This is a genomic window from Caballeronia choica (assembly GCF_001544535.1).
Taxonomy (GTDB): domain Bacteria; phylum Pseudomonadota; class Gammaproteobacteria; order Burkholderiales; family Burkholderiaceae; genus Caballeronia; species Caballeronia choica.
Genome location: NZ_FCON02000004.1, coordinates 43,264 through 64,018, shown reverse-complemented (window position 1 = coordinate 64,018; position 20,755 = coordinate 43,264). Strand labels below are relative to the sequence as shown.

Sequence of the window (20,755 nt, the reverse complement as noted above, 5' to 3'; positions counted from 1 at the left end):
CCGCAATCGACCGCAATTCATACAAAAGGAAAAGGACAGGGCTATGTTTCGCGTGATCACCGCCAATCTGAACGGCATTCGTTCGGCCGCCCGGAAAGGCTTCTTCGACTGGTTCGGCACGCAGGAAGCCGACGTCGTCTGCGTGCAGGAAATCAAGTGTTCGCAGGACGATCTGACGCCCGAGTTTCTGGCGCCGCATGGCTTTCAGGGCTATTTCCAGCACGCGGTCAAGAAGGGCTACAGCGGCGCCGGACTCTACGCACGGCATGAACCGGACGAAGTGGTCATCGGCTTCGGCAGCGAGGAGTTCGACCCGGAAGGGCGGTATGTTGAAGCGCGTTTCGGGAAGCTGTCGGTGGTATCGGTTTATGTGCCGTCGGGATCGAGCGGCGACGAGCGCCAGCAGGCCAAGTACCGCTTCATGGACGAGTTCATGCCGCATCTGGCGGCGTTGTCGACGGAGCGCGAGGTGATCCTGTGCGGCGACGTGAACATCGTCCACAAGGAAATCGACATCAAGAACTGGAAGAGCAACCAGAAGAACTCCGGTTGCCTGCCGGAAGAGCGCGAATGGCTGACGAAGCTGTTCGACGACGTCGGTTACGTCGACGTGTTCCGCACGCTCGACACGCGTCCCGAGCAATATACGTGGTGGAGCAATCGCGGACAGGCTTACGCGAAGAACGTCGGGTGGCGGATCGACTATCAGATCGCAACGCCCGAAGTCGCCGCGACGGCGAAGTCGACGTCGGTGTATCGCGAGGTGAAGTTCAGCGACCACGCACCGCTGACGGTGGACTACGACTGGAAAGTGAAGAAGAAGTGATCCGGCTCTAGCGGGCGATCTTCTTGAAGCGCCCCATTCCCGCGTAACCGGGCAACTGGTCGACCGTCTTGCCGATCGCCTTCGCGTAGAGCGGCATCATGTCCGGCATGCGCTTGAGCAGGTCCTGGCGGCGGGTCGACCCGTACGGATGCATCCAGATGAAACCGTTGTCCGAGCGGCGCGTCGCCGAATCGATCTTGTTCCACAACGTGATCGCCGCGCGCGGATCGTAGCCCGCGCGCGAGGCGATCTCGCTGCCGATCACATCGGCTTCGGTTTCGTCGGCGGGCGAGTAGCGCATCGCCAGCAACTGCTCGCCGATGCCTAACTGCGTCGATCCCATGTCGACAAAGCCGAAGAGCTGCGGCACCGTGCCCGCGCTCAGTTGCGCCGCCTGCTGGCGTCCGAGCCGGTCGCGCGCGTGTTCGCGCAGCGCGTGCGCGATCTCATGGCCCGCCATCATGCCGATTTCGTTGTCGTTCAGGCGCAGCTTGTCGATGAGCCCGCTGTAGATCACGATCTTGCCGCCCGGCAGGCAATACATGCGGATCTCGTTCGACTTGACGACGTTGATTTCCCACTTCCAGTTCTTCGAGCGATCGTTCCACTTCAGCGCGAACGGAATCTCATGATTGATGATGTCGCGGACGCGTTTGACGAGCGCGTTGTCGTCGCCGAGCAGGGTCTTGTTGTGTTCGGCTTCGCGCAGGATTTGCGCATATTCCTGCGCCGCCTGCGTTTCGAGCGTCGCCGGTGGAATCAGGTTGCGAAATAGCGCCGCATTGCCGAAGCGGATCTGAGTGTCCGGTGCGGTGTAGGGCGGCGGGACGCGCTGGGCGTCCTCGGCATCGGATGCGGCGAAGCAGGCGGCGGACGCGAACGTCAGCGCGGAAAAGGCAAACAGAGCGGCGCGGAGCGGGGCGTGCACCGTCATCGTTGAGCTCTCCAGGGCGCGATTCTTGGCAACAGTAACATGCCCGGAATCGAGAGCGCCGTGCAGATCATGAAGTACTCGAACCAGCCCGTCTGCGCGACGATGAACCCGCTCGACGCCGACGCCAGCGTGCGCGGCACGGAAGCGAGGCTCGTGAAGAGCGCGAACTGCGTCGCGGTGTAGCGCGGGTCCGTCGTGCTCGCGATATAGGCGATGAAAGCCGCCGTCGTGAGTCCGGTCGCGAAGGTCTCGAAGCCGTACAGCGCGCCGAGCGCGAGCGCCGACGGCCCGAGCTTCGCGAGCCACGCGAAACCGAGCGTCGAGACGATCTGCAGCGCGCCGAAAATCCACAGACCGCGCGCGATGCCGATCTTCACCAGCCACACGCCGCCGATGATCCCGCCCGCGATGCTTGCCCAAAATGCCACCGTCTTCGCGATCACGCCGATCTGCGTCTTGTTGAAGCCGATATCGAGGAAGAAAGACGTGGAAAGCGTGGTCGCCATCACGTCGCCGAGCTTGTACAGGAAGATGAAGCCGAGCACGAGAAGCGCGGTGCGCCAGCCGTCGCGCATGATGAACTCGTGAAACGGTTCGACGATCGCTTCGCGCAGGTTCTTCGGCGGCGCACCGTGCACTTCCGGTTCCTTCACGACCATCGTCATCACCATGCCCGGCAGCATGAAGGCGGCCGTGACGATGAACACGATCGACCACGGCAGATGATCGGACAGGATCAGCGCGAGCGAGCCCGGAATGAGCGCGGCGATCTTGTACGCGTTCACGTGGACCGCGTTGCCGAGCCCTTGTTCGGTATCGGCGAGCAGTTCGCGCCGATAGGCGTCGATCGCGATGTCCTGGCTCGCGCCGAAGAACGCGACGAGCGCGGTCAGGGCGGCGACCGTCCAGATTTCCTTCGACGGTGACACGAAGCCGAGCGTGCCGATCGCCACCGCCACCAGCAACTGCGTGACGATCATCCAGCCGCGCCGCCGACCGGGACGCCAGCCGGGCAGGCGCGGAACGTAGCGGTCCATCAGCGGCGCCCAGACGAACTTCCACGTATAGGGAAACTGGATCAGCGCGAAGAGCCCGATTTCCTTCAGGTTGACGCCTTCAGTGCGCAGCCACGCCTGCACCAGATAGACGAGCGTGAAAAGCGGCAGTCCCGACGTGAAGCCGAGAAAGACGCAAATCAGGATGCGCGTGTTGAGGAACGCGCGCCAGCCGGGATGATCTTCGTGAGCAGAAAGAGCGGGCGCCTCGTGTGGCGAGTTGGACATATCGATGGAGGCATTGCGGTTGTCGATGCGAGAGAGGCGCTGAACCAGTGCATCGATCAGCCGCGCTTCACGCGATAGACCGCAAGACTACCACGCCAGTTCGCGCCCCACCGGATCGACTGCCCGCCATGCAGCACCACGCGATCGAGTATCTCGATGCCGACTTCGGGCGCGAGCGCCTCGAAGTCCTTGATCGTGAGCACGCGCACGTTCGGCGTGTTGTGCCACTGATACGGCAGCGATTTCGACACCGGCATGCGCCCCTGGATCACCGCCAGCCGATGCGGCCAGTACCCGAAATTCGGGAACGACACGATGCATTCACGCCCGACGCGCAAGGTCTCGCGCAGGATCGCCGCGGTCTGGTGAATCGTCTGCAAGGTCTGTGAGAGGATCGCGAAGTCGAAACTGTCGTCCTCGAAGAGCCGCAGGCCGTCTTCCAGGTTCTGCTGGATCACGTTCACGCCTTTCTGCGCGCAGGCGAGCACGCCCGCATCGTTGATTTCGATGCCGTAGCCGTTCACGTCGAGTTCTTCGCCCAGCAGCGACAGCAGCGAGCCGTCGCCGCAGCCGAGATCGAGGACGGTCGAGCGCGGTTCGACCCAGCGCGCGATCGCGCGGAAGTCGGAGCGCAGCGCCAGGGAATCGAGTGTGTTCTGGTTCATGCGCCCACCTCGGCGGCAATGCGTTCGTAATAGGCGCGCATCAGGTTGTGATAGCGCGCGTCGTCGAGCAGGAAGGCGTCGTGGCCGTGCGGCGCGTCGATCTCGGCGTAGCTCACGTTGCGCTTGTGGTCGAGCAGCGCCTTCACGAGTTCCCGCGAGCGCGCGGGCGCGAAGCGCCAGTCGGTCGAGAAGCTCGCGATCAGGTACTTCGCCGTCGTGTGTGCCAGCGCCTCGGTGAGATCACCGTCGAAGGCCTTGGCCGGGTCGAAGTAATCGAGCGCGCGCGTAATCAGCAGGTAGGTGTTGGCGTCGAAGTATTCGGCGAACTTGTCGGCCTGATAGCGCAAGTACGATTCCACTTCGAACTCCACGTCGAAGTTGAAGTTGTACGCGTCGAGCGCGCCTTCCGCGCGGCGCAGCGCCCGGCCGAACTTGACGGCCATGTCGTCGTCGGAAAGATACGTGATGTGTCCGATCATGCGCGCCACGCGCAACCCGCGACGCGGCTTCACGCCGTGCGCGTAGTAGTCGCCGCCGTGGAAGTCCGGGTCGGAGAGGATCGCCGAGCGCGCCGTCTCGTTGAACGCGATGTTCTGTGCCGAGAGCTTCGGCGTCGATGCGACCACGATGCAATGGCCGATGCGTTCCGGGTACATCATGCTCCACGCGAGCGCCTGCATGCCGCCTAAGCTGCCGCCCATGACGGCGGCGAAACGCTCGATGCCGAATGCGTCCGCGACGCGCGCCTGCGCATGCACCCAGTCCTCCACGGTCACGACAGGAAAGCTCGCGCCATACGGCCTGCCGGTCGACGGATCGATGCTCATCGGCCCGGTCGAGCCGAAGCACGAGCCGAGGTTGTTCACGCCGATGACGAAGAAGCGATTGGTGTCGAGCGGCTTGCCGGGGCCGACCATGTTGTCCCACCAGCCGACGTTTTTCGGGCTGTCGGCATAGACGCCGGCGACGTGATGCGAAGCATTGAGCGCGTGGCAGACGAGCACGGCGTTCGAGCGCGCGGCGTTCAGTTCGCCATACGTTTCGACGACGAGATCGTAGTCGCCGAACAGGCTGCCGTTCTGCATGCGCAGGGGGTCCGCGAAATGCAGTGTCTGGGGAGTGACGATACCGATCGATTCCATTCATTCCGCCTTGAGTGACAGGGCGGCTAAACGGCGTCGGCGAATGCGCGGGGGGAAAAGCGCTGCGCGGCTGACGACCTCTTTAGCCGCATTTGTAGTGAACCCGGCGAAGGGTTCGCGCGCCCGCAATCGAGTCAGCAAATCGGCGCGTCAGTGCAAAATCAAGATAGCGAAGAAGTATAGCGGAAAATCGGCTTTAGACGCCCAGCGCGAGTTGACGCAGCGACCGCACCCGCAGATCGACGTAGTGCGGCCGGCCCGTGCCCGGTCGTCGCATCGAAACCTTGCCGCTCGCGTCGCGCGCATGCGGCAGATGCCCGACGATCCAGACCGTGCGAATCCCCAGCCGCTTGTAGCGCTTCAGATGCCCGCGCGTATCCTCGACGAGGATCGCATCCGCGAGCCGTACGTGGGCGCGGCGCATCGCGCGACGCAGCATCCGCGCGTCGGGCTTGGCGCGCCAGGCGTCGCGATCGCGCATGTCCTCGATCGCGATCACGCGCTCGAACAGCCTGCCGATGCCGAGTTCCGCCAGCACGGCGCGGGCGTAGAGCGTCGGCCCGTTGGTCAGCACGATCTTGCGTCCGGGCAACGCGCGCAGCATTCGCGCGAGACCGCGTTCGGCGCGCAGCATCGACTTAAGGTCGGCGAACGTGTGGACCGCGCGCAGGAAATCGGCGGGATCGATGCCGTGATGGCGCACGAGGCCGAGCAGCGTCGCGCCATAACGCACCGTGTAGCCGACGCGCAGCCGGTTCGCCTCATCGATATCGACGTTCAGCGTATCGATGATGTACTGCGTCATCGCCTTGTTGATCGCGGGAAAAATCTCGTGCGACGCGTGGTGCAGCGTGTTGTCGAGGTCGAAGAGCCAGACGGGGCCGCGTTGCTTGACGCGGCGCCGGCGCGAAATGCGGGTGGGATTCATCTGCGGAGGCTTCCGCCAGGGAGACGGCAGGCGTAGCGGACGCTGCGCCTGCGGGGCAAATACGGGGCAAACTCAGGACGAATTTTAGTGCGAACGGATCATCGTGCCAAACGGCTGCTCGGTCAGGATTTCGAGCAGCACCGAATGCTCGATGCGTCCGTCGATGATGTGAACCGACCGCACGCCGCTCTTCGCCGCGTCGAGCGCCGACGAGATTTTCGGCAGCATGCCGCCGGAGATCGTGCCGTCGGCGAAAAGAGCGTCGATCTCGCGCGCGGAGAGATCGGTGAGCAGGTTGCCTTCCTTGTCCATCACGCCGGGGATGTTCGTCATCATCACGAGCTTCTCGGCGTTCAGCACGACCGCCAGCTTGCCCGCGACCAGATCCGCGTTGATGTTGTACGAGAGACCGTCTTCGCCGAAGCCGATCGGGGAAATGACCGGGATGAACGCGTCGTCCTGCAGCGCCTTCACGACCGCCGGATTGATCGCCTCGACCTCGCCGACCTGGCCGATATCGATGAACTGGCCCGGATTGTCGCGATCCGGCATCTGCAGCTTGCGCGCGTGGATCAGTCCGCCGTCCTTGCCTGTCAGTCCGACCGCCTGGCCGCCGAAGTGATTGATCAGCGTGACGATGTCCTGCTGCACTTCGCCGCCGAGCACCCATTCGACGACTTCCATCGTCTCTTCGTCGGTGACGCGCATGCCCTGGATGAAGGTGCCCTGCTTGCCGATCTTCTTGAGCGCCTGGTCGATCTGCGGGCCGCCGCCGTGGACGATCACCGGATTGATGCCGACCAGCTTCAGCAGGATCACGTCGCGCGCGAAGCCCTGTTTCAGCCGCTCTTCGGTCATTGCGTTGCCGCCGTATTTGATCACGATCGTCTTGCCGTGATACTGGCGGATGTAGGGCAGCGCCTCGGCCAGAATTTCGGCTTTCAGGGTCGGCGCGATCTGCGTAAGGTCGGGTAGCTCGGACATGGCGGCAAATGGGCGAAGAGCTGTTTAAACACGCCGAATTGTACAGGACTGACGCAGCGCAGCAGGGCGTTTTACGCGCAGGTTGCCAAGGCGCGCCGACGTGGGATGATCGTCTTATTTTTAGCGGGAAGAGTCGATGACGACGGAGTCGGAACGCAAGGACAATGCCCAGGCGCAGACGTGCTCACGTTGCGGGACGGCATTTCGCTGCGGCTCGCTGGCGGGCGATGCTCGGTGCTGGTGTGCGTCGCTGCCCCAACTGCCGATCGAAAGGCTGAAGAGCGGCATCGGATGCCTGTGTCCGGTGTGTCTTGCCGAGGAAATCGGCCGCGCGCAGCACAAATGAAAACGGCGACCGTTGCAAGGTCGCCGTTTCGCGCGGGGCGGCTTATTCAGCCTATTCCGCCAGCTTTTTCGCCGTGCGCCGCTTCGGCGCCGCGGCGCTCGCGTGTTTCGCGGCGAGCGCGCTCAAGTCGCGGGTGAGGTCTTCGAGCACCGGCTCCCACTGCGCGAAATGCTTCTGCCGATACAGCGTCGCGGTCGGATACCACGGGCTGTCGGTGCGTTCCAGTTGCCAGACCCAGTGCGGATTGACGTCGAGCAGAACCCAGGTCGGCTTGCCGAGCGCCGCAGCGAGGTGCGCGATGCTCGTGCACACGGTAATGACGAGATCGAGCGAATCGATGAACGCGGCGGTGTCGTCGAAGTTTTCGAATCCGGCGGTGTGATCGGCGATCGCGAAGCCGCTCTTCTGCGCATGCGCGACGTCTTCGTGCGCACCCTTCTGAAGCGAAAAGAACGCGACGTTTTCGAGCGCGCCGAACGCCTTCACATATCGATCGATTCCCACGCTGCGGAACTGGTTTCGCTGATGCGTCAGGCCGCCGCTCCACACGACGCCGACCCGCAATTGCTTGCCATCCACCGATTGCGCGCGCCATTGCGCCGCACGCTCGCTGTCGGCGGAGAGGTAGGAGCGCTTGGCCGGGATCGAATCGCCGTCGATGCCGAAGTGCAGAGGCAGGCTCAAAAGCGGGAAGTGGAAATCGTGCGGCGCGAGTTCGGCGTCGTGCGGGATGCATTCGACGTTCTTCGGCGCCATGCGCGCCATCAACGGATGCAGCGCCTTGAACGCCACCCACACGAGTTTGCCGCCCTGCGCGTGCACTTGCTTGGCAAGCATCGGCACGAAGCGACAGAACTGCAACGCGTCGCCGAAACCTTGTTCGCCCCACAGCAACAGCGTCTTGCCGCGCAACGGTTCGCCGTTCCAGCGCGGAACTTCGAACGCAGGATGGGAACCCGCCAGTTCGGACGACCCGTCCCAGCGGTTTTCGAAATTCGCCCAACCGCGCGGATAGTTGCACTGGATAAGATCCAGCAGCGACAGGTTGAATGGAAAGCGCGGCGTTTGCGGCGCTGCCTCGGCGGCGGCGAGCGCTGCTGCGGTCGCATCATTCCAGCGTTGCGCTTCCTTCAGCGCGAGACTGTAGTTCGACTGCGCCAGTGCATTCGACGCATCGATCTGGACGGCGCGCTTGCCCGCCGCGATCGCGTGTTCGAGCTCGCCGCGCTGCGGGTACATGCGCGAGAGATTGGTCCACGCTTCGATGTCGTTGACGTTCTCCGCGACGGCTTCCTCCAGCAGCTTGAGCGACTCGTCGGTATGGCCCGACACTTCGAGCGCCACCGCGAGATTGTTGCGCAGCGTGGGCACGGTGCTGTCGATGGCATACGCGCGTTGATAGAACGGAACGGCCTCGGCGTGATGCCCGGCGAGTTGCAGCGCATAGCCGAGATGCCAGAGCGCGAGCGCGTGCTGCGGCTCGCGTTCGACGAGATTCGCCGCGAGCGTGATCGCATCGCGGATCGCGCCGCGCTTGATCATCACGTCGATGAGTTGCAGCCTGGCTTCGACGAGTTCGGGCTCGAGGATCAGCGCGGCCTGGAGCCAGACGGCCTGTTCCGCAAGCAGCTTCCTTTCAGAGGCGGATTTCGCATTGGCGAGATAGGCCGCCACGGCGCGCGCGATAATGTCGTGCTGAGTGTTGTCTTGAGCGGCGGCGGAATGTTTGCCGCGAGAATTAGGGCTGCGAGTCATTTTTTTGGTGGGCGGCCGGGCCGCGGCAGTTTTCGAAAGTTAACTTTCGATGGTGTGCCAAAGCACCAACCCTAAACCATTAGACTATTCCGAATTACACGCAGGAAGTAACCCGATGCATCGTATAACGAACACCGGACGCGTCAACCTCGGCCACTTGTTCTGGCTTCGCAGTCTCGCGATCATCGGCCAACTGGTGACGATTGCAGTCGTACAGGCGTTTTATGGCGCGCATCTGCCGATCCCCGCCATGCTGCTCGTGGTCGGCCTCGAAATGATCTTCAATGCGATGACGTGGGTGCGTGTCGCGCGTGCGCGGCCCGAGACCAATCTCGAACTGTTCGGGCAACTGTGGGTCGACCTGGGCGCGCTGTCGGCGTTGCTGTTTCTCTCCGGCGGCGCGACAAATCCGTTCGTCACGCTCTATCTTCCGTCGCTCGCGATCGCCGCGGCCGTGCTGCCGTGGGCGATGACGTCGATCCTCGCGCTCTTTGCCGTGATTTGTTACGCGCTCCTGAGCTATAACTACGTGCCGCTCAACATCGAGAATCCGGCGAACCTGTTCGAGTATTTCCGCATGGGGCTGTGGGTGAACTTCATGGTGAGCGTCGGGCTGATCGGCTGGTTCGTCGCGCGCATGTCGCGGGCGCTGCGCCAGCGTGACGCCGCGCTTGCCGACGCCCAGCAGCGCCTGTTGCGCGACGAGCGCGCCGTCGCGTTGGGCGTGCAGGCGGCGACCGTCGCGCACGAGATCGGCACGCCGCTTTCGACGATTGCGATGTTGAGCGAAGAGTTGCGCGACGCGGCATCGGGCGACAAGAACCTCGCGCCCTACGCCGCCGACTTCGAATTGCTCGAACAGCAGATGACGCTCTGCACGTCCGCGCTCGCCCGCTTGCGCAGCCGCGCGAGCGGGCCGTCGAACCGCCAGCCGCTCGACCATTGGCTCGAAAGCTTCGTCGCGCAATGGCGGCTGCGTCATCCGCATGTGCGGTTCGAGCAACTCGGCACGACGCCCGGCGACGTTTCGATCGACGACTCCGTCGCGGTCGGCCAGATCCTCACGATTCTGCTGGATAATGCGGCGCGTGCGAGCAGCGATTCGGTCACGCTCTCGACGTCGGCGGTGCCCGACGCGGGCGAGCCGTTCATCCAGTTCGACGTCTGCGACCGGGGTCCGGGCATTCCGTCCGCGTTGCGCGGCTCGCTCGGCGCGATGCCGGTCGAGAGCACGCAGGGCGGCCACGGCGTCGGGCTCTATCTGGCGTTCACATCAGCGGCGCGGTTCGGCGGCTCGATCGAGCTTGCGGCGGCCAGCCCGCGCGGCACGCGCGCCGTGCTGCGCGTGCCGGAGCAGAGCGCGGCGGGATCGGCCACACGCGCAAGGATGCAACCGGGCGGCCACTCGTCCGCCACCACGGAGAAAAAAGCATGAGCGACATGAATTTCCTGATCATCGACGATGACGAGGTGTTCTCGGGCATCCTCGCGCGCGGTCTTGCGCGGCGCGGCTATACGCCCCATCAGGCGCACAACGCCGGCGAGGCGCTGAAGCTCGCGAACACGCACAAGTTCAACCAGATCACGGTGGACCTGCATCTCGGCAACGACTCGGGGCTCACGCTCGTGGCGCCGCTGCGCGACCTGCAGCCCGACGCGCGCATTCTCGTGCTGACCGGTTACGCGAGCATCGCGACCGCGGTCCAGGCGGTGAAGGACGGCGCGGATAACTATCTCGCGAAGCCGGCGAACGTCGAGACGATCCTGTCGGCGTTGCAAGAGCAGGCGAGCGAGCAGACCGCAGAGGAAGCGATCGAAAATCCGGCGCTGCTCTCGGTCGCGCGGCTCGAGTGGGAGCACATCCAGCGCGTGCTGGCCGAGAACAACGGCAACATCTCCGCCACGGCGCGCGCGCTGAACATGCATCGGCGTACGTTGCAGCGAAAGCTCGCCAAGAAGCCCGTGCGGCAATAGGCAACGGGCGATAAAAAAGGGGCGGTCCGCGAGACCGCCCCTTTCTGTTTGTGCGCGTCGCTTACAGCGAAAGCGGATCGGCAAATCCGTCTTGATGTTGGGTCAGCCGAACTGAACCCGGCCGAAGGCATCCGGGCGTAGTGGCTTTCCAAATCCGGCTATCTAACCTTCCCCGCGTCCATGCTCCGCCCACGCCCACCCACGTTAAACGCATTAAAATCGAGCAGGCCGCTTCCTGCGGCCACCGAATACAGGTTCTCATGCTACGTTTAAGCGAAGTCAAACTCCCGCTCGACCACCCCGAAGCGGCTCTGGAAGCCGCGATACGCTCGCGCCTCGACGATCTCGGCGTACCGTCGGGCGATCTCATCCGCTACACCGTGTTTCGCCGTGCGCACGATGCGCGAAAGCGCTCCGATATCAAGCTCACCTATATCGTCGACGTCGAGGTGACGGACGAAGCGTCGGCGAGAAAGCATCTCGACGCGGCTCCCCACTGCAGCGTCACGCCCGACATGGCGTACCACTTCGTCGCGAGGGCGCCTGAAAAATCGAATCTGCCGCGGCCGGTTGTCATCGGGATGGGCCCTTGCGGGCTGTTCGCCGGGCTGATCCTCGCGCAGATGGGTTTTCGTCCGATCATTCTTGAGCGCGGCAAAGCCGTGCGCGAACGGACGAAGGACACCTGGGGCCTGTGGCGCAAGAATGTCTTGAACCCGGAGTCGAACGTGCAGTTCGGTGAGGGCGGCGCCGGCACCTTTTCCGATGGCAAGCTCTATAGCCAGATCAAGGATCCGAAGCACTACGGCCGCAAGGTGCTCGATGAATTTGTGAAGGCGGGCGCCCCGGACGACATCCTGTACCTGAGCCGTCCGCACATCGGTACGTTCCGGCTGGTGAGCATGGTCGAGAAAATGCGGGCGACGATCCATCAGCTCGGTGGCGAAGTGCGCTTCGAGAGCCGCGTCGAGGACATCCAGATCGAGCACGGCAAAGTGCGCGGTCTGACCCTCGCGAACGGCGAGACTTTGCGCTGCGATCATGTGGTTCTGGCGGTCGGCCACAGTGCGCGCGACACGTTTCAGATGCTGCACGACCGCGACGTCTACATGGAGTCGAAGCCGTATTCGCTCGGTTTCCGGATCGAGCATCCGCAGGGCGTCATCGACCGCAGCCGCTTCGGCAAATTCGCCGGGCACAAGCTGCTCGGCGCCGCCGACTACAAGCTTGTCCATCATTGCAGCAATGGCCGCGCGGTTTACAGCTTTTGCATGTGCCCCGGGGGCACCGTCGTCGCCGCGGCATCCGAGCCGGGCCGCGTCGTCACCAACGGCATGAGCCAGTATTCGCGCAACGAGCGAAACGCGAACGCGGGAATCGTCGTCGGCATTACGCCGGATGACTTTCCTGGCGGTCCGCTCGCGGGCATCGAGTTTCAGCGCAAGTGGGAAGAGCGCGCGTTCGAGCTCGGCGGCGGCGACTACAGCGCGCCGGCGCAGCTGGTGGGTGACTTCATCGCGGGACGGCCGTCGACGTCGCTCGGCTCGGTCGAGCCGTCATACAAGCCCGGTGTGCGCCCGACCGATCTCAGCACGGCGCTGCCGGATTATGTCATCGAGGCGATCCGCGAGGCGCTGCCGCAACTCGACAAGAAGATCCCGGGTTTCGCGATGCACGACGCCGTGCTGACGGGGGTCGAGACCCGAACCTCATCGCCGATCCGCGTGCGCCGCAAGGACGACTTTCAGAGCGTCAATGTCGAAGGGCTCTATCCGGCGGGCGAGGGCGCGGGATACGCGGGCGGGATCTATTCGGCGGCGATCGACGGCATCGAAGTCGCGGAGGCGCTGGCTTTGAAAATGGTCGAAGAGCAGGCGAATCCGCCGGCGATCAGCTCGGCTGGCTGATCGTGCGGAAGCATTCGCCTATCTGAAGCGTCACGGCCACCCGCGACTCACGCCAATCTGAAGGCGGGCCAGCATGCCGGCCCGCATCGCATCGATTCGCCTCGATTCGCGGAGCGGGCAGCGGCCATTTCATTTGTTTTGCTGATCGAGGGAAAAAAGCGGGAAATCAGGTGACCACCCCCACCTGCCACGGCACGAATTCATTCTGCCCATATCCGTGGACTTCGCTCTTCGACGCAACACCCGACGCGCAATCCAGCATCATGCGAAAAATCGCTTCGCCAAGCTGATCGATCGATGCGGTTCCGTCGATCACGCCGCCGCAGTTGATGTCGATATCGTCTTCCTGCCGCTCCCAGAGCGCTGTGTTCGTCGCGAGCTTGAGCGACGGCGACGGCGCGCAGCCATACGCCGATCCGCGCCCCGTCGTGAAGCAGATCAGGTTCGCACCGGACGCAACCTGTCCCGTCGCCGACATCGGATCGTAGCCGGGCGAGTCCATGAACACGAAGCCTTTGGCATCGATGCGCTCTGCGTACTCGTACACTTCGACGAGATTCGTCGTCCCGCCCTTCGCCACCGCGCCGAGCGACTTTTCGAGAATCGTCGTGAGCCCGCCGACCTTGTTGCCCGCCGACGGATTGTTGTCGAGCGCCGCGCCATTACGCGCGCAATAGTCTTCCCACCAGGCGATGCGCGCGAGCAACTTCTCGCCGACTTCACGGCTCACCGCGCGGCGCGTGAGCAGGTGCTCGGCGCCGTAGACCTCGGGTGTTTCGGAGAGAATCGCCGTGCCGCCATGCCGCACGAGCCGGTCGACGGCGGCGCCGAGCGCGGGGTTCGCGGAAATGCCCGAATAACCGTCCGAGCCGCCGCATTGCAACCCGACCACGATATGTGACGCGGGCAATGGCTCGCGCGAGACGCGGTTCGCGTCGGCGAGCATTTCCTTCACCATCTCGATGCCACGCTCGACCGTTTTCCTCGACCCGCCGCTGTCCTGGATCGTGAAGCTCTTCAGGCGCTCGCCGTCTTTCAATCCGCTCGATTCGAGCACGCCGGAAATCTGGTTCGTCTCGCAACCGAGCCCGACGAACAGCACGGAATAAAAGTTGGGATGCACCGCGTAACCGGCTAGCGTGCGCCGCAAGATCGCGAGCCCTTCACCCTGCATGTCGATGCCGCAGCCGAGGCCGTGCGTCAACGCGATCACGCCATCCACGTTCGGATAATCGGCGAGCGCTTCGGGATGCACGTCGCGGCGGAAATGATCGGCGATGGCGCGCGCGACCGTCGCCGAGCAGTTCACGCTCGTCAACACGCCGATGAAGTTGCGCGTCGCGACACGCCCATCGTCGCGGCGGATGCCCATGAAAGTCGCGGGCCGCTCGACGAAGTCGGTCGGATGACGATCCACGCCGAACTCATGCTCGCGTGCGAACTCCGCCATCCCGAGGTTATGCATGTGCACATGCTGGCCGCGCGCGATCGCCTCACGCGCCACGCCGATGATCTGGTTGTAGCGCTTGACCGGCTCGCCCTTCGCGATGTCGCGCGTCGCGATCTTGTGGCCGGGCGGAATCAGCCCGGTCACGACGAGGTCTTCCGACGCGATGCGCGCGCCGGACATCAGTTGGCGCGTCGCGATCACGACGTCGTCGTTGGGATGCAGCCGTATCACGGCATGATCGGCGGCGGTGGCAATGGTGGACATGATGTTCATACCGGTGAGGGAGTGCTGCGCCCGGAGAGGGAAGTCGAGTCGTCGTCATTGGAGAGCGGCTCGATCTTGCCGACGATCACGAGATAACTGAACGCGCCGAGAAAACAGAAGCCGCCCGCGACGCACAGCGGAATCGTGAACGAGCCCTTGGTCAACTCGACCATGAAGCCGGTGAAGGTCGTGATGACGATGCCCGCAAGGTTCGACGCGAAGTTCTGGATGCCGCCGATCGATGCGACGTGATCGGGCGTCGGCGCGACGTCGCCGGGCAGCGACCAGATGCTCGCCGCCGCGAACGCGAGGCTGCCGTACGCGATGCCGAAAAACGCGAGCATCAGATAGATGTTAGTCGTGAATGCGCAGAGCGTGATGATCGACGAGAGCAGCATGCCGCCGACCATGCAGGTCTTGCGCGCCGCGGTGAGGCTCCAGCCGCGCCGGAACAGCGAGTCGGACACGAAGCCCCCGAGCCAGCCGCCGGGAATCGAGACGAGCGCGGGAATCATGCCGAGCGTGCCGAGCGACTTCAGCGAGAAGCCATGGGTCTGCACGAGGTAGCTCGGAAACCAGGTGATGAAGAAGTAGATCACGAAGTTCAGGCAGAAGAAGCCGAGCATCATGCCCCACAGCGTGCGGTACTTGAAGAGCGAGCCCCACGTGACCTTGTTCCTGGGTGCGGCCCTGACTTGCGGGGCGGCATCGGGCGCGCCGGTCAGATCGCCGCGCGACGGATTGCGGTAGATCAGCAGCCAGCCGAGGATCCAGATCGCGCCGATAGCGCCCGTGATGATGAACGACGCTTCCCAGCCGAACGAACTGATGATCAGCGCGACGACCGGAATGGACAGCGCGGAGCCGACGCGCGAGCCGCTGTCGAAGATGCTGGTAGCGAGCGCCCGTTGTTCCGGCTTGAACCATTGCGACACGAGCTTCGCGCACGACGGATACGCGCCCGCTTCGCCAACACCGAGCATCAGCCGGCAGCCGAACATGCCTGCGACGCTCGTTGCGGCCGCGGTCAGCGCGGTGAAGACCGACCACCAGCCGACAGCGAGCGGCAGCGCGATGCGCGCGCCGACCCGGTCGACGAACCAGCCGAACGGCATCTGCATGAGCGCGTAGGTCCAGAAGAAGCCGCTCATCACGAGTCCCATTTCAGCCGGGCCGATGCCGAGCGCCTTCTCGATCTGCGGTGCCGCGACCGCAAGATTCGCGCGGTCGATGTAGTTCACGGCGATGGCCAGAAAGCATAAAAGAATCACTACCCAACGCATTTTGCGCATCGTCTGTCTCCTCCAAAAAGCGGTATTCATGGTTTCGTTTTCGGACCTGCGCCGCGCTGCCGGATGCGCGGGTCGGTTACTTGTCATTCAGCGGCCCGCGTCTGCGGCGAGCCTGCGCGCCTCACGCGAGCGCCGCGCGCAGCCTGCGCTGCTCGATGCGCAAGTTCAATTGCTCTGCAAGATCGATGACGGGCCGCAGGCGCCGCTCTTTCTTCTCGTCGTGATTGCGGGCGATGTCGGCGAGACGGTGCGCGAGGAACGGATTCTCGAAGCGGTCGCGCACGTCGGCGAGATAGGCGCGCGCGGTGTCGTGCTGGCCGAGCGCGTCAAAGACGGGCAGGACTTCGTCCTGCCACACGGCTTCGAGCGCATCGCGATACGACGCGTCGCGCATCGCATCGAGGACGATCAGGTCCGGCGCGCCGTCATGCGTGAGCCAGGATTCGACCAGCATCGTGTGGCCGAGATTGAGCAGCAGCAGCTTGAGGCGCTCGTAGTGGGCGAGATCGTCGGTGACGACGATGTCTGCGTGTTCGCACGGCAGCGTCATGCCTGCCTTGCGCTCGATGGCCCACAGCGCGTAAGGCTCGGCGATCGCCCCGACCGGATGGATCGCCTCCGATACGATCCGGTCGACCAGCGAATTGACCCACACGCAGCGGCGCGTGAGATAGTCGATGAAATCGGCGCCGGCGTGCCAGGCTTGCGCCACGTTCGTGACCAGGTCGCGCAGCGTGTCGCCGTTATGCGAGACCAGTTCGCAGGGCAGCAGCGTGATCGGCCCGCCGCCCGCGCGATAGCGGTCGTGCAGCAGCACGGCCAGCTTCGCCGCGAAGCCGCGCGGCGCGCGCCGGCCTTCGAGCAGGTCGGCGGTATCGTTGGCGGACAGGGCGTAGCCGGAGTCGGCGGTGTTGGAGACGATCGTCTGCACGTCGTGCGCGACACGCTCGCGCAGCAGTTGCCAGTCGTCGTTCGCGTGTAGTGCTTCGGTGATCGCGTCGCACTCGACGGTCGTATCGACCGTTTCGCCGTGGCGGCGTCCGCGAATGCGCACCGGATAGCGGCCGTTCGCACGAAGCGCGTCGATGCGGGCGCGGCTCTCGGCGCTCGCGGTCGTCTGCACGACGGTGATCTTGCCGAGCGCACGCGACGGCTCGCGGCGGGTAGCCTGAGCGACGAATAGATCGACGTGCGCCTGCAAGAAGCGGCTCGTGCCGAACTGCAAGATCGGATTGTTCATCGTTGAGCGGGTATCGAAGGGGATGATTGTTTTGGCCTTACCGGATCGCATGTTAGTGTCACTAAAACGAACTGGTCAAGCCACTTGTAAGTGACTGGCGAACGCCAGACCCGCGCTCAACCGCCCGTCAACGCTTCCACTGATTACAATCCACGTTTTCCCGAGCCTTTCCGAGGAGCCGTCACGTGAGCGTGAAACCTGTCGAGACGCGTCGTCTCTATCTGCAGATCGCCGACAAGCTGCGCGATCTGATCGAGCAGCAGGGATTCGCGCAGAACGGGCGCCTGCCGTCGGAGCGCGAACTCGCGCAGACGCTCGGGGTATCGCGGCCGTCGGTGCGGGAGGCGCTCGTTGCGCTCGAACTGGAAGGACGCGTGGAAATCCGCATGGGCTCGGGCGTCTACATCTGCGCGACGCCGGCAAACGCCGCCGCGCCGAAATCCGGCGCCGAACTTGGCGAAAGCCCGGTCGAAATCATGACGGCGCGTGTGGTGATCGAGGGCGCGATTGCGGCGAGCGTCGCGCCGTTCGCGAAGCCGAAGGCGCTCAAGGCGCTGCGCGCGCTATACGAAACGATGGCGCGCGAAGTGGCAGGCGGCCAGATTCCAATGGCGGCGGACCGCGCGTTTCATCTGGCGATCGCGCAACTATCGGGGAACGACGTGCTGGTCAGGACGGTCGCGAGCCTGTTCGACGAGCGGCATAGTCCGCTGTCATCCACGCTGCGGGGACACTTCGAGGGCGAGGACACCTGGGCGGCGGCGCTCGCGGAACATCGGGAGATTCTGGAAGCGCTGGAGGATCACGACGCCGTTCAGGCGCAGGCGGCGATGCAACGGCATATGAAAGCCTCTTGCGCGCGGCTGATGACGCGTCGCAAGGGTTGAACGGCCCGTTTCGGGGAAACGGGCCGCCGGGTCCAGCCGGCCGGGAGCAGTCCTAGCCGGGATAAGCCTCGTCGATCTTCAGGCCCGCGAGCTTGAAGATCACGCGCAAGGTCTGCGGCGCAATTTCGCGCCGCGAGGCTAGCGTGGTCAGGACGAAGTCCATCACCTTTGCATACTTGAGCATGGTCAGGCACGTCTCGATATCGGTGCTGCCGTCGCGCATCGCCTCTGCAAGACGCAACATTTCGACCGATATTTCGCGGGCCATTTCCAGCTCGAGCTGCTGTTTCTCAGTCCACGCAGGCATCGCGGTCAGCGCCGCGAGCATGTCCTGAAACTGCTTTTCGGCTTTCTTGTCCGGGATCGCATCCATCACCGTCCTCACATGTTCATGGCGCCGTACGAGTCGCATCGTCGCGCTATGCGTTAGGTATTACGCAACAAACCTCTCGCGGATGACGACCTTTGAGGTCATCGGGCGGCGCGGTCTGTCACCAGCGTTTTATGTTTCCTGCTTCTGCACCGGCACACGCGGCGGACGCCGCGCTGTGTCGTCGTTCCAACTGGTCTCGTTCGTCCGACGATGCACAAAGTGTCCCTCTGACTGCCACGCCGGACCGCCGGGCGGCTGGAACACGAGCGTCTGTGCGCTTTTCGGTAAACTTGCTCTTTTGCAACGGCAGAACCAGCGGTTAGCGCACATTCAGAGCTACTTGCCCCGCTTTTCATCCCGCTTTAATTCGCTACGACACCGCAACCACAATGGCCAAGAAGTCTCCCGCACCCGCGACCGGCTCCGCCGACGCCCAATCCAGGCATGAAATCCGCCCCGGCCAGTCGATCGAGCTGCTGAAGGAACTGCATATCCTGACGCGCGACGGCAAGATGAACCAGGACAGTCGTCGCAAACTGAAACAGGTCTATCACTTGTTTCAGTTTATTGAACCGCTGCTTGCCGACGTTCATGCGCGCCAGGGATCGGTGTCGCTCGCCGACCACGGCGCGGGGAAGTCCTACCTTGGTTTTATTCTCTACGATTTGTTCTTCAAGGCTCTGCGTGATCGGTCACATATCTACGGTATTGAGACGCGTGAAGAACTCGTGACCAAGTCGGAGGAATTGGCTACGCGGCTTGGGTTTGGCGGAATGTCATTTCTGAATCTGTCGGTGGCCGAATCGATTACGTCTGATCAGTTGCCCGATTCAATCGATATCGTCACCGCGCTGCACGCATGCAATACCGCAACCGACGACGCCATCCATTTCGCCCTGCAGAAGAATGCGAAATACATCGTGGTCGTGCCGTGCTGTCAGGCGGAAGTGGCCGCGGTCCTGCGCAAGCACAAGGGGCACTCGCTCTCCAAGAATGTGCTCACCGAGATTTGGCGCCATCCGCTGCACACGCGCGAGTTCGGCAGCCAGATCACGAATGTGCTGCGCTGCCTGCAACTGGAGTCGCACGGGTATCAGGTGAGCGTGACGGAACTCGTCGGATGGGAACACTCGATGAAGAACGAACTGATCATTGCGCAGTTCAAGGATTTGCCGCGCGGCAAGCCTGCCGAGCGGTTGTCGGATGTGCTCGAAACGCTCGGGCTCGAAGAATTGCGCGAGCGCTTCTTCACGCACTGACCGGCGCTCAGGGCTTGCCCAGCAAGTCCTTCCAGCCTCGGTGGCCGAGACGGCGCAGCGTTTCCATGTTGCGTTCGTAGATGTCGGCGGCGTCGGGGAACGCGTCGACGGCGCGCTCGATGCTCGCCTCGCGCAGCAGATGGAAGATCGGATAAGGCGCGCGGTTCGTATAGTTTTCGATGTCGTCGGGCTCGGTGCCCTCGAAGCGGTACGCGGGGTGAAAGCTCGCGATCTGAAGTTCTCCGTCGAATCCCATCTGGTTCAACAAGCGATCGGCGAAGAAGAGCGCGTCGTTGTAGTCGGTGAAATCGGCGAGCGCATCGGGCACGATCAGCAGCGTCGTATCGATGTGCTCCGGGTCCGCTTCCGCGAGCGTCTGCAGTTCCTTCGACAAATCGACCACGACATCCTCGAGGGTCCGCGCCTCGCTCACCACATAGCGAATCTGGTTCTTCACATGCACGCTTTTGGCGAACGGGCAGAGGTTCAGGCCGATCACGGCGCGCGTCAGCCAGTGCTGCGTTGCCGCGACGACTTCATCGCGGGACCTGCGTTCGATCATGGTGCTTGCTCTCGGGTGGTTTGCTCTGGGCACGCAGCGGCGACCAGCAGCGCCGCGACGCGCGGCGCCGCGAGCATCGGGCCGCAGCCGGGGCCATAAGTCTGGCTGGTCGCGTAGATGCCGTCCACCACGAGCGCGAGCGAATCGGCGAGTTCGGCGGGATTCGACGCGCCGGCAGCCGTGGCAATCTCGACGAGCCGCCGCATCAGATACTGCTTGTTCCGCGCGACGGACTGGCGCGCCGGATGCGCCGGATCGGAAAACTCGCACGCGACGTTCACGAACGGACAGCCGCGATAATCCGGCGCCGACGCCCGCCCGACGAGATCCTCGATGGCCTGCACGAGTTGCCTCGCCGGCGCATCCGGATGCTTCGCGACGCTCGCCTCGACGCGCTGCCTGAACCTTTCGTCCATGCGATCCAGATAGGCGACGACGAGATCCTCCTTCGACGAAAATTGCCGGTACAGGCTCATCTTGTTGACGCCCGCGCGCTCGACCACCGCGTCCACGCCGATCGCGCGGATGCCTTCGCGATAGAACAGGTCCTGCGCGGCGTCGAGCAACTGTTCCTGAGCGGCGGCGCCGGTCGTGCGGATCGCTTTCTTCGGGACGCTCTTGCCCGCCTCAACCGGTGCGCGTGTCAAAGTCGTTTCCTTGAAATTTCGAGAGGATGCTTGACAT

At 63.7% G+C, this 20,755-nt stretch carries 20 protein-coding genes; 7 read left to right on the top strand and 13 right to left on the bottom strand.

The features are described 5' to 3' along the window. The first annotated feature begins 43 nt into the window (after positions 1–43). The gene (locus AWB68_RS02955; protein WP_087642866.1) at positions 44–826 is read left to right on the top strand and encodes an exodeoxyribonuclease III; all 783 of its coding nucleotides are present in this window, start codon (positions 44–46) and stop codon (positions 824–826) included. A 7-nt stretch (positions 827–833) separates the two neighbouring features. On the opposite strand, the gene AWB68_RS02950 is transcribed toward AWB68_RS02955, so the two are convergent. The 6 genes from AWB68_RS02950 to argB all read right to left on the bottom strand — a co-directional run bounded on the left by AWB68_RS02950 (position 834) and on the right by argB (position 6,762). Beyond that, entirely contained in the window at positions 834–1,760 is a 927-nt protein-coding gene (locus AWB68_RS02950; protein ID WP_087642865.1) for a M48 family metallopeptidase, read from the bottom strand. Next, the gene (locus tag AWB68_RS02945) at positions 1,757–3,043 is read right to left on the bottom strand and encodes an AmpG family muropeptide MFS transporter (protein WP_087642864.1); all 1,287 of its coding nucleotides are present in this window, start codon (positions 3,041–3,043) and stop codon (positions 1,757–1,759) included. Before AWB68_RS02945 ends, AWB68_RS02950 begins: the two co-directional genes overlap by 4 nt. Before the next feature lie 56 nt (positions 3,044–3,099). Further along, positions 3,100–3,708 carry a methionine biosynthesis protein MetW gene (gene metW / locus AWB68_RS02940; RefSeq protein WP_087642863.1) on the bottom strand — a complete coding sequence of 203 codons (609 nt, stop codon included), beginning with the start codon at positions 3,706–3,708 and terminating at the stop codon, positions 3,100–3,102. After that, positions 3,705–4,850 carry a homoserine O-succinyltransferase MetX gene (gene metX, locus AWB68_RS02935; protein WP_087642862.1) on the bottom strand — a complete coding sequence of 382 codons (1,146 nt, stop codon included), beginning with the start codon at positions 4,848–4,850 and terminating at the stop codon, positions 3,705–3,707. The genes metW and metX overlap by 4 nt, the downstream gene beginning before the upstream one ends. Before the next feature lie 196 nt (positions 4,851–5,046). Then, entirely contained in the window at positions 5,047–5,778 is a 732-nt protein-coding gene (locus tag AWB68_RS02930) for a pyrimidine 5'-nucleotidase (RefSeq protein WP_087642861.1), read from the bottom strand. 84 nt (positions 5,779–5,862) lie between these two features. After that, positions 5,863–6,762: an acetylglutamate kinase gene (gene argB, locus AWB68_RS02925; protein WP_062638272.1), complete on the bottom strand. Its 900-nt coding sequence runs from the start codon at positions 6,760–6,762 to the stop codon at positions 5,863–5,865. Positions 6,763–6,898: 136 nt separating this feature from the next. Between argB and AWB68_RS02920 the strand changes: the two genes are divergently transcribed. Then, complete coding sequence (locus tag AWB68_RS02920; RefSeq protein ID WP_087642860.1) at positions 6,899–7,108, top strand: cysteine-rich CWC family protein; 210 nt, start codon at positions 6,899–6,901, stop codon at positions 7,106–7,108. Positions 7,109–7,159: 51 nt separating this feature from the next. Here the strand turns inward: AWB68_RS02920 and AWB68_RS02915 are convergent, their stop codons facing one another. Further along, on the bottom strand, positions 7,160–8,782 hold the full coding sequence (locus tag AWB68_RS02915; RefSeq protein WP_160109950.1) for a tetratricopeptide repeat protein: 1,623 nt from the start codon (positions 8,780–8,782) through the stop codon (positions 7,160–7,162). A gap of 196 nt (positions 8,783–8,978) precedes the next feature. Between AWB68_RS02915 and AWB68_RS02910 the strand changes: the two genes are divergently transcribed. The 3 genes from AWB68_RS02910 to AWB68_RS02900 all read left to right on the top strand — a co-directional run bounded on the left by AWB68_RS02910 (position 8,979) and on the right by AWB68_RS02900 (position 12,744). Then, a complete protein-coding gene (locus AWB68_RS02910; protein ID WP_087642858.1) occupies positions 8,979–10,298 on the top strand; it encodes an ATP-binding protein in 1,320 nt (439 codons plus the stop codon). Beyond that, positions 10,295–10,837: a response regulator transcription factor gene (locus AWB68_RS02905; protein ID WP_087642857.1), complete on the top strand. Its 543-nt coding sequence runs from the start codon at positions 10,295–10,297 to the stop codon at positions 10,835–10,837. Before AWB68_RS02910 ends, AWB68_RS02905 begins: the two co-directional genes overlap by 4 nt. Positions 10,838–11,097: 260 nt before the next feature. Continuing rightward, complete coding sequence (locus tag AWB68_RS02900) at positions 11,098–12,744, top strand: NAD(P)/FAD-dependent oxidoreductase (RefSeq protein WP_087642856.1); 1,647 nt, start codon at positions 11,098–11,100, stop codon at positions 12,742–12,744. Positions 12,745–12,910: 166 nt separating this feature from the next. On the opposite strand, the gene AWB68_RS02895 is transcribed toward AWB68_RS02900, so the two are convergent. The 3 genes from AWB68_RS02895 to AWB68_RS02885 all read right to left on the bottom strand — a co-directional run bounded on the left by AWB68_RS02895 (position 12,911) and on the right by AWB68_RS02885 (position 16,990). Further along, positions 12,911–14,458 carry a D-arabinonate dehydratase gene (locus tag AWB68_RS02895; RefSeq protein WP_087642934.1) on the bottom strand — a complete coding sequence of 516 codons (1,548 nt, stop codon included), beginning with the start codon at positions 14,456–14,458 and terminating at the stop codon, positions 12,911–12,913. A gap of 5 nt (positions 14,459–14,463) precedes the next feature. Next, positions 14,464–15,750 carry an MFS transporter gene (locus AWB68_RS02890; RefSeq protein ID WP_087642855.1) on the bottom strand — a complete coding sequence of 429 codons (1,287 nt, stop codon included), beginning with the start codon at positions 15,748–15,750 and terminating at the stop codon, positions 14,464–14,466. 121 nt (positions 15,751–15,871) lie between these two features. Next, a complete protein-coding gene (locus tag AWB68_RS02885; RefSeq protein WP_087642854.1) occupies positions 15,872–16,990 on the bottom strand; it encodes a mannitol dehydrogenase family protein in 1,119 nt (372 codons plus the stop codon). Positions 16,991–17,175: 185 nt separating this feature from the next. Between AWB68_RS02885 and AWB68_RS02880 the strand changes: the two genes are divergently transcribed. Beyond that, the gene (locus AWB68_RS02880; RefSeq protein WP_087642853.1) at positions 17,176–17,877 is read left to right on the top strand and encodes a FadR/GntR family transcriptional regulator; all 702 of its coding nucleotides are present in this window, start codon (positions 17,176–17,178) and stop codon (positions 17,875–17,877) included. 52 nt (positions 17,878–17,929) lie between these two features. Here the strand turns inward: AWB68_RS02880 and AWB68_RS02875 are convergent, their stop codons facing one another. Beyond that, positions 17,930–18,250 carry a DNA-binding protein gene (locus tag AWB68_RS02875; protein WP_087642852.1) on the bottom strand — a complete coding sequence of 107 codons (321 nt, stop codon included), beginning with the start codon at positions 18,248–18,250 and terminating at the stop codon, positions 17,930–17,932. Positions 18,251–18,639: 389 nt separating this feature from the next. Between AWB68_RS02875 and AWB68_RS02870 the strand changes: the two genes are divergently transcribed. Beyond that, on the top strand, positions 18,640–19,509 hold the full coding sequence (locus AWB68_RS02870) for a class I SAM-dependent methyltransferase (protein ID WP_087642851.1): 870 nt from the start codon (positions 18,640–18,642) through the stop codon (positions 19,507–19,509). A 7-nt stretch (positions 19,510–19,516) separates the two neighbouring features. Here the strand turns inward: AWB68_RS02870 and AWB68_RS02865 are convergent, their stop codons facing one another. Then, complete coding sequence (locus AWB68_RS02865) at positions 19,517–20,071, bottom strand: DUF1415 domain-containing protein (protein ID WP_087642850.1); 555 nt, start codon at positions 20,069–20,071, stop codon at positions 19,517–19,519. Continuing rightward, complete coding sequence (locus AWB68_RS02860) at positions 20,068–20,718, bottom strand: TetR/AcrR family transcriptional regulator (RefSeq protein ID WP_087642849.1); 651 nt, start codon at positions 20,716–20,718, stop codon at positions 20,068–20,070. The genes AWB68_RS02865 and AWB68_RS02860 overlap by 4 nt, the downstream gene beginning before the upstream one ends. Positions 20,719–20,755 lie beyond the last annotated feature (37 nt).

Bases quoted from the DNA above. Each gene is read 5' to 3' on its own strand.
- AWB68_RS02895 (WP_087642934.1), bottom strand. From the start codon at position 14,458: ATGTCCACCATTGCCACCGCCGCCGATCATGCCGTGATACGGCTGCAT.
- AWB68_RS02910 (WP_087642858.1), top strand. From the start codon at position 8,979: ATGCATCGTATAACGAACACCGGACGCGTCAACCTCGGCCACTTGTTC.
- AWB68_RS02865 (WP_087642850.1), bottom strand. From the start codon at position 20,071: ATGATCGAACGCAGGTCCCGCGATGAAGTCGTCGCGGCAACGCAGCAC.
- AWB68_RS02930 (WP_087642861.1), bottom strand. From the start codon at position 5,778: ATGAATCCCACCCGCATTTCGCGCCGGCGCCGCGTCAAGCAACGCGGC.
- AWB68_RS02890 (WP_087642855.1), bottom strand. From the start codon at position 15,750: ATGCGCAAAATGCGTTGGGTAGTGATTCTTTTATGCTTTCTGGCCATC.
- AWB68_RS02955 (WP_087642866.1), top strand. From the start codon at position 44: ATGTTTCGCGTGATCACCGCCAATCTGAACGGCATTCGTTCGGCCGCC.
- AWB68_RS02920 (WP_087642860.1), top strand. From the start codon at position 6,899: ATGACGACGGAGTCGGAACGCAAGGACAATGCCCAGGCGCAGACGTGC.
- AWB68_RS02870 (WP_087642851.1), top strand. From the start codon at position 18,640: ATGGCCAAGAAGTCTCCCGCACCCGCGACCGGCTCCGCCGACGCCCAA.
- AWB68_RS02905 (WP_087642857.1), top strand. From the start codon at position 10,295: ATGAGCGACATGAATTTCCTGATCATCGACGATGACGAGGTGTTCTCG.
- AWB68_RS02875 (WP_087642852.1), bottom strand. From the start codon at position 18,250: ATGGATGCGATCCCGGACAAGAAAGCCGAAAAGCAGTTTCAGGACATG.
- metX (WP_087642862.1), bottom strand. From the start codon at position 4,850: ATGGAATCGATCGGTATCGTCACTCCCCAGACACTGCATTTCGCGGAC.
- AWB68_RS02945 (WP_087642864.1), bottom strand. From the start codon at position 3,043: ATGTCCAACTCGCCACACGAGGCGCCCGCTCTTTCTGCTCACGAAGAT.
- AWB68_RS02900 (WP_087642856.1), top strand. From the start codon at position 11,098: ATGCTACGTTTAAGCGAAGTCAAACTCCCGCTCGACCACCCCGAAGCG.
- metW (WP_087642863.1), bottom strand. From the start codon at position 3,708: ATGAACCAGAACACACTCGATTCCCTGGCGCTGCGCTCCGACTTCCGC.
- argB (WP_062638272.1), bottom strand. From the start codon at position 6,762: ATGTCCGAGCTACCCGACCTTACGCAGATCGCGCCGACCCTGAAAGCC.
- AWB68_RS02950 (WP_087642865.1), bottom strand. From the start codon at position 1,760: ATGACGGTGCACGCCCCGCTCCGCGCCGCTCTGTTTGCCTTTTCCGCG.
- AWB68_RS02885 (WP_087642854.1), bottom strand. From the start codon at position 16,990: ATGAACAATCCGATCTTGCAGTTCGGCACGAGCCGCTTCTTGCAGGCG.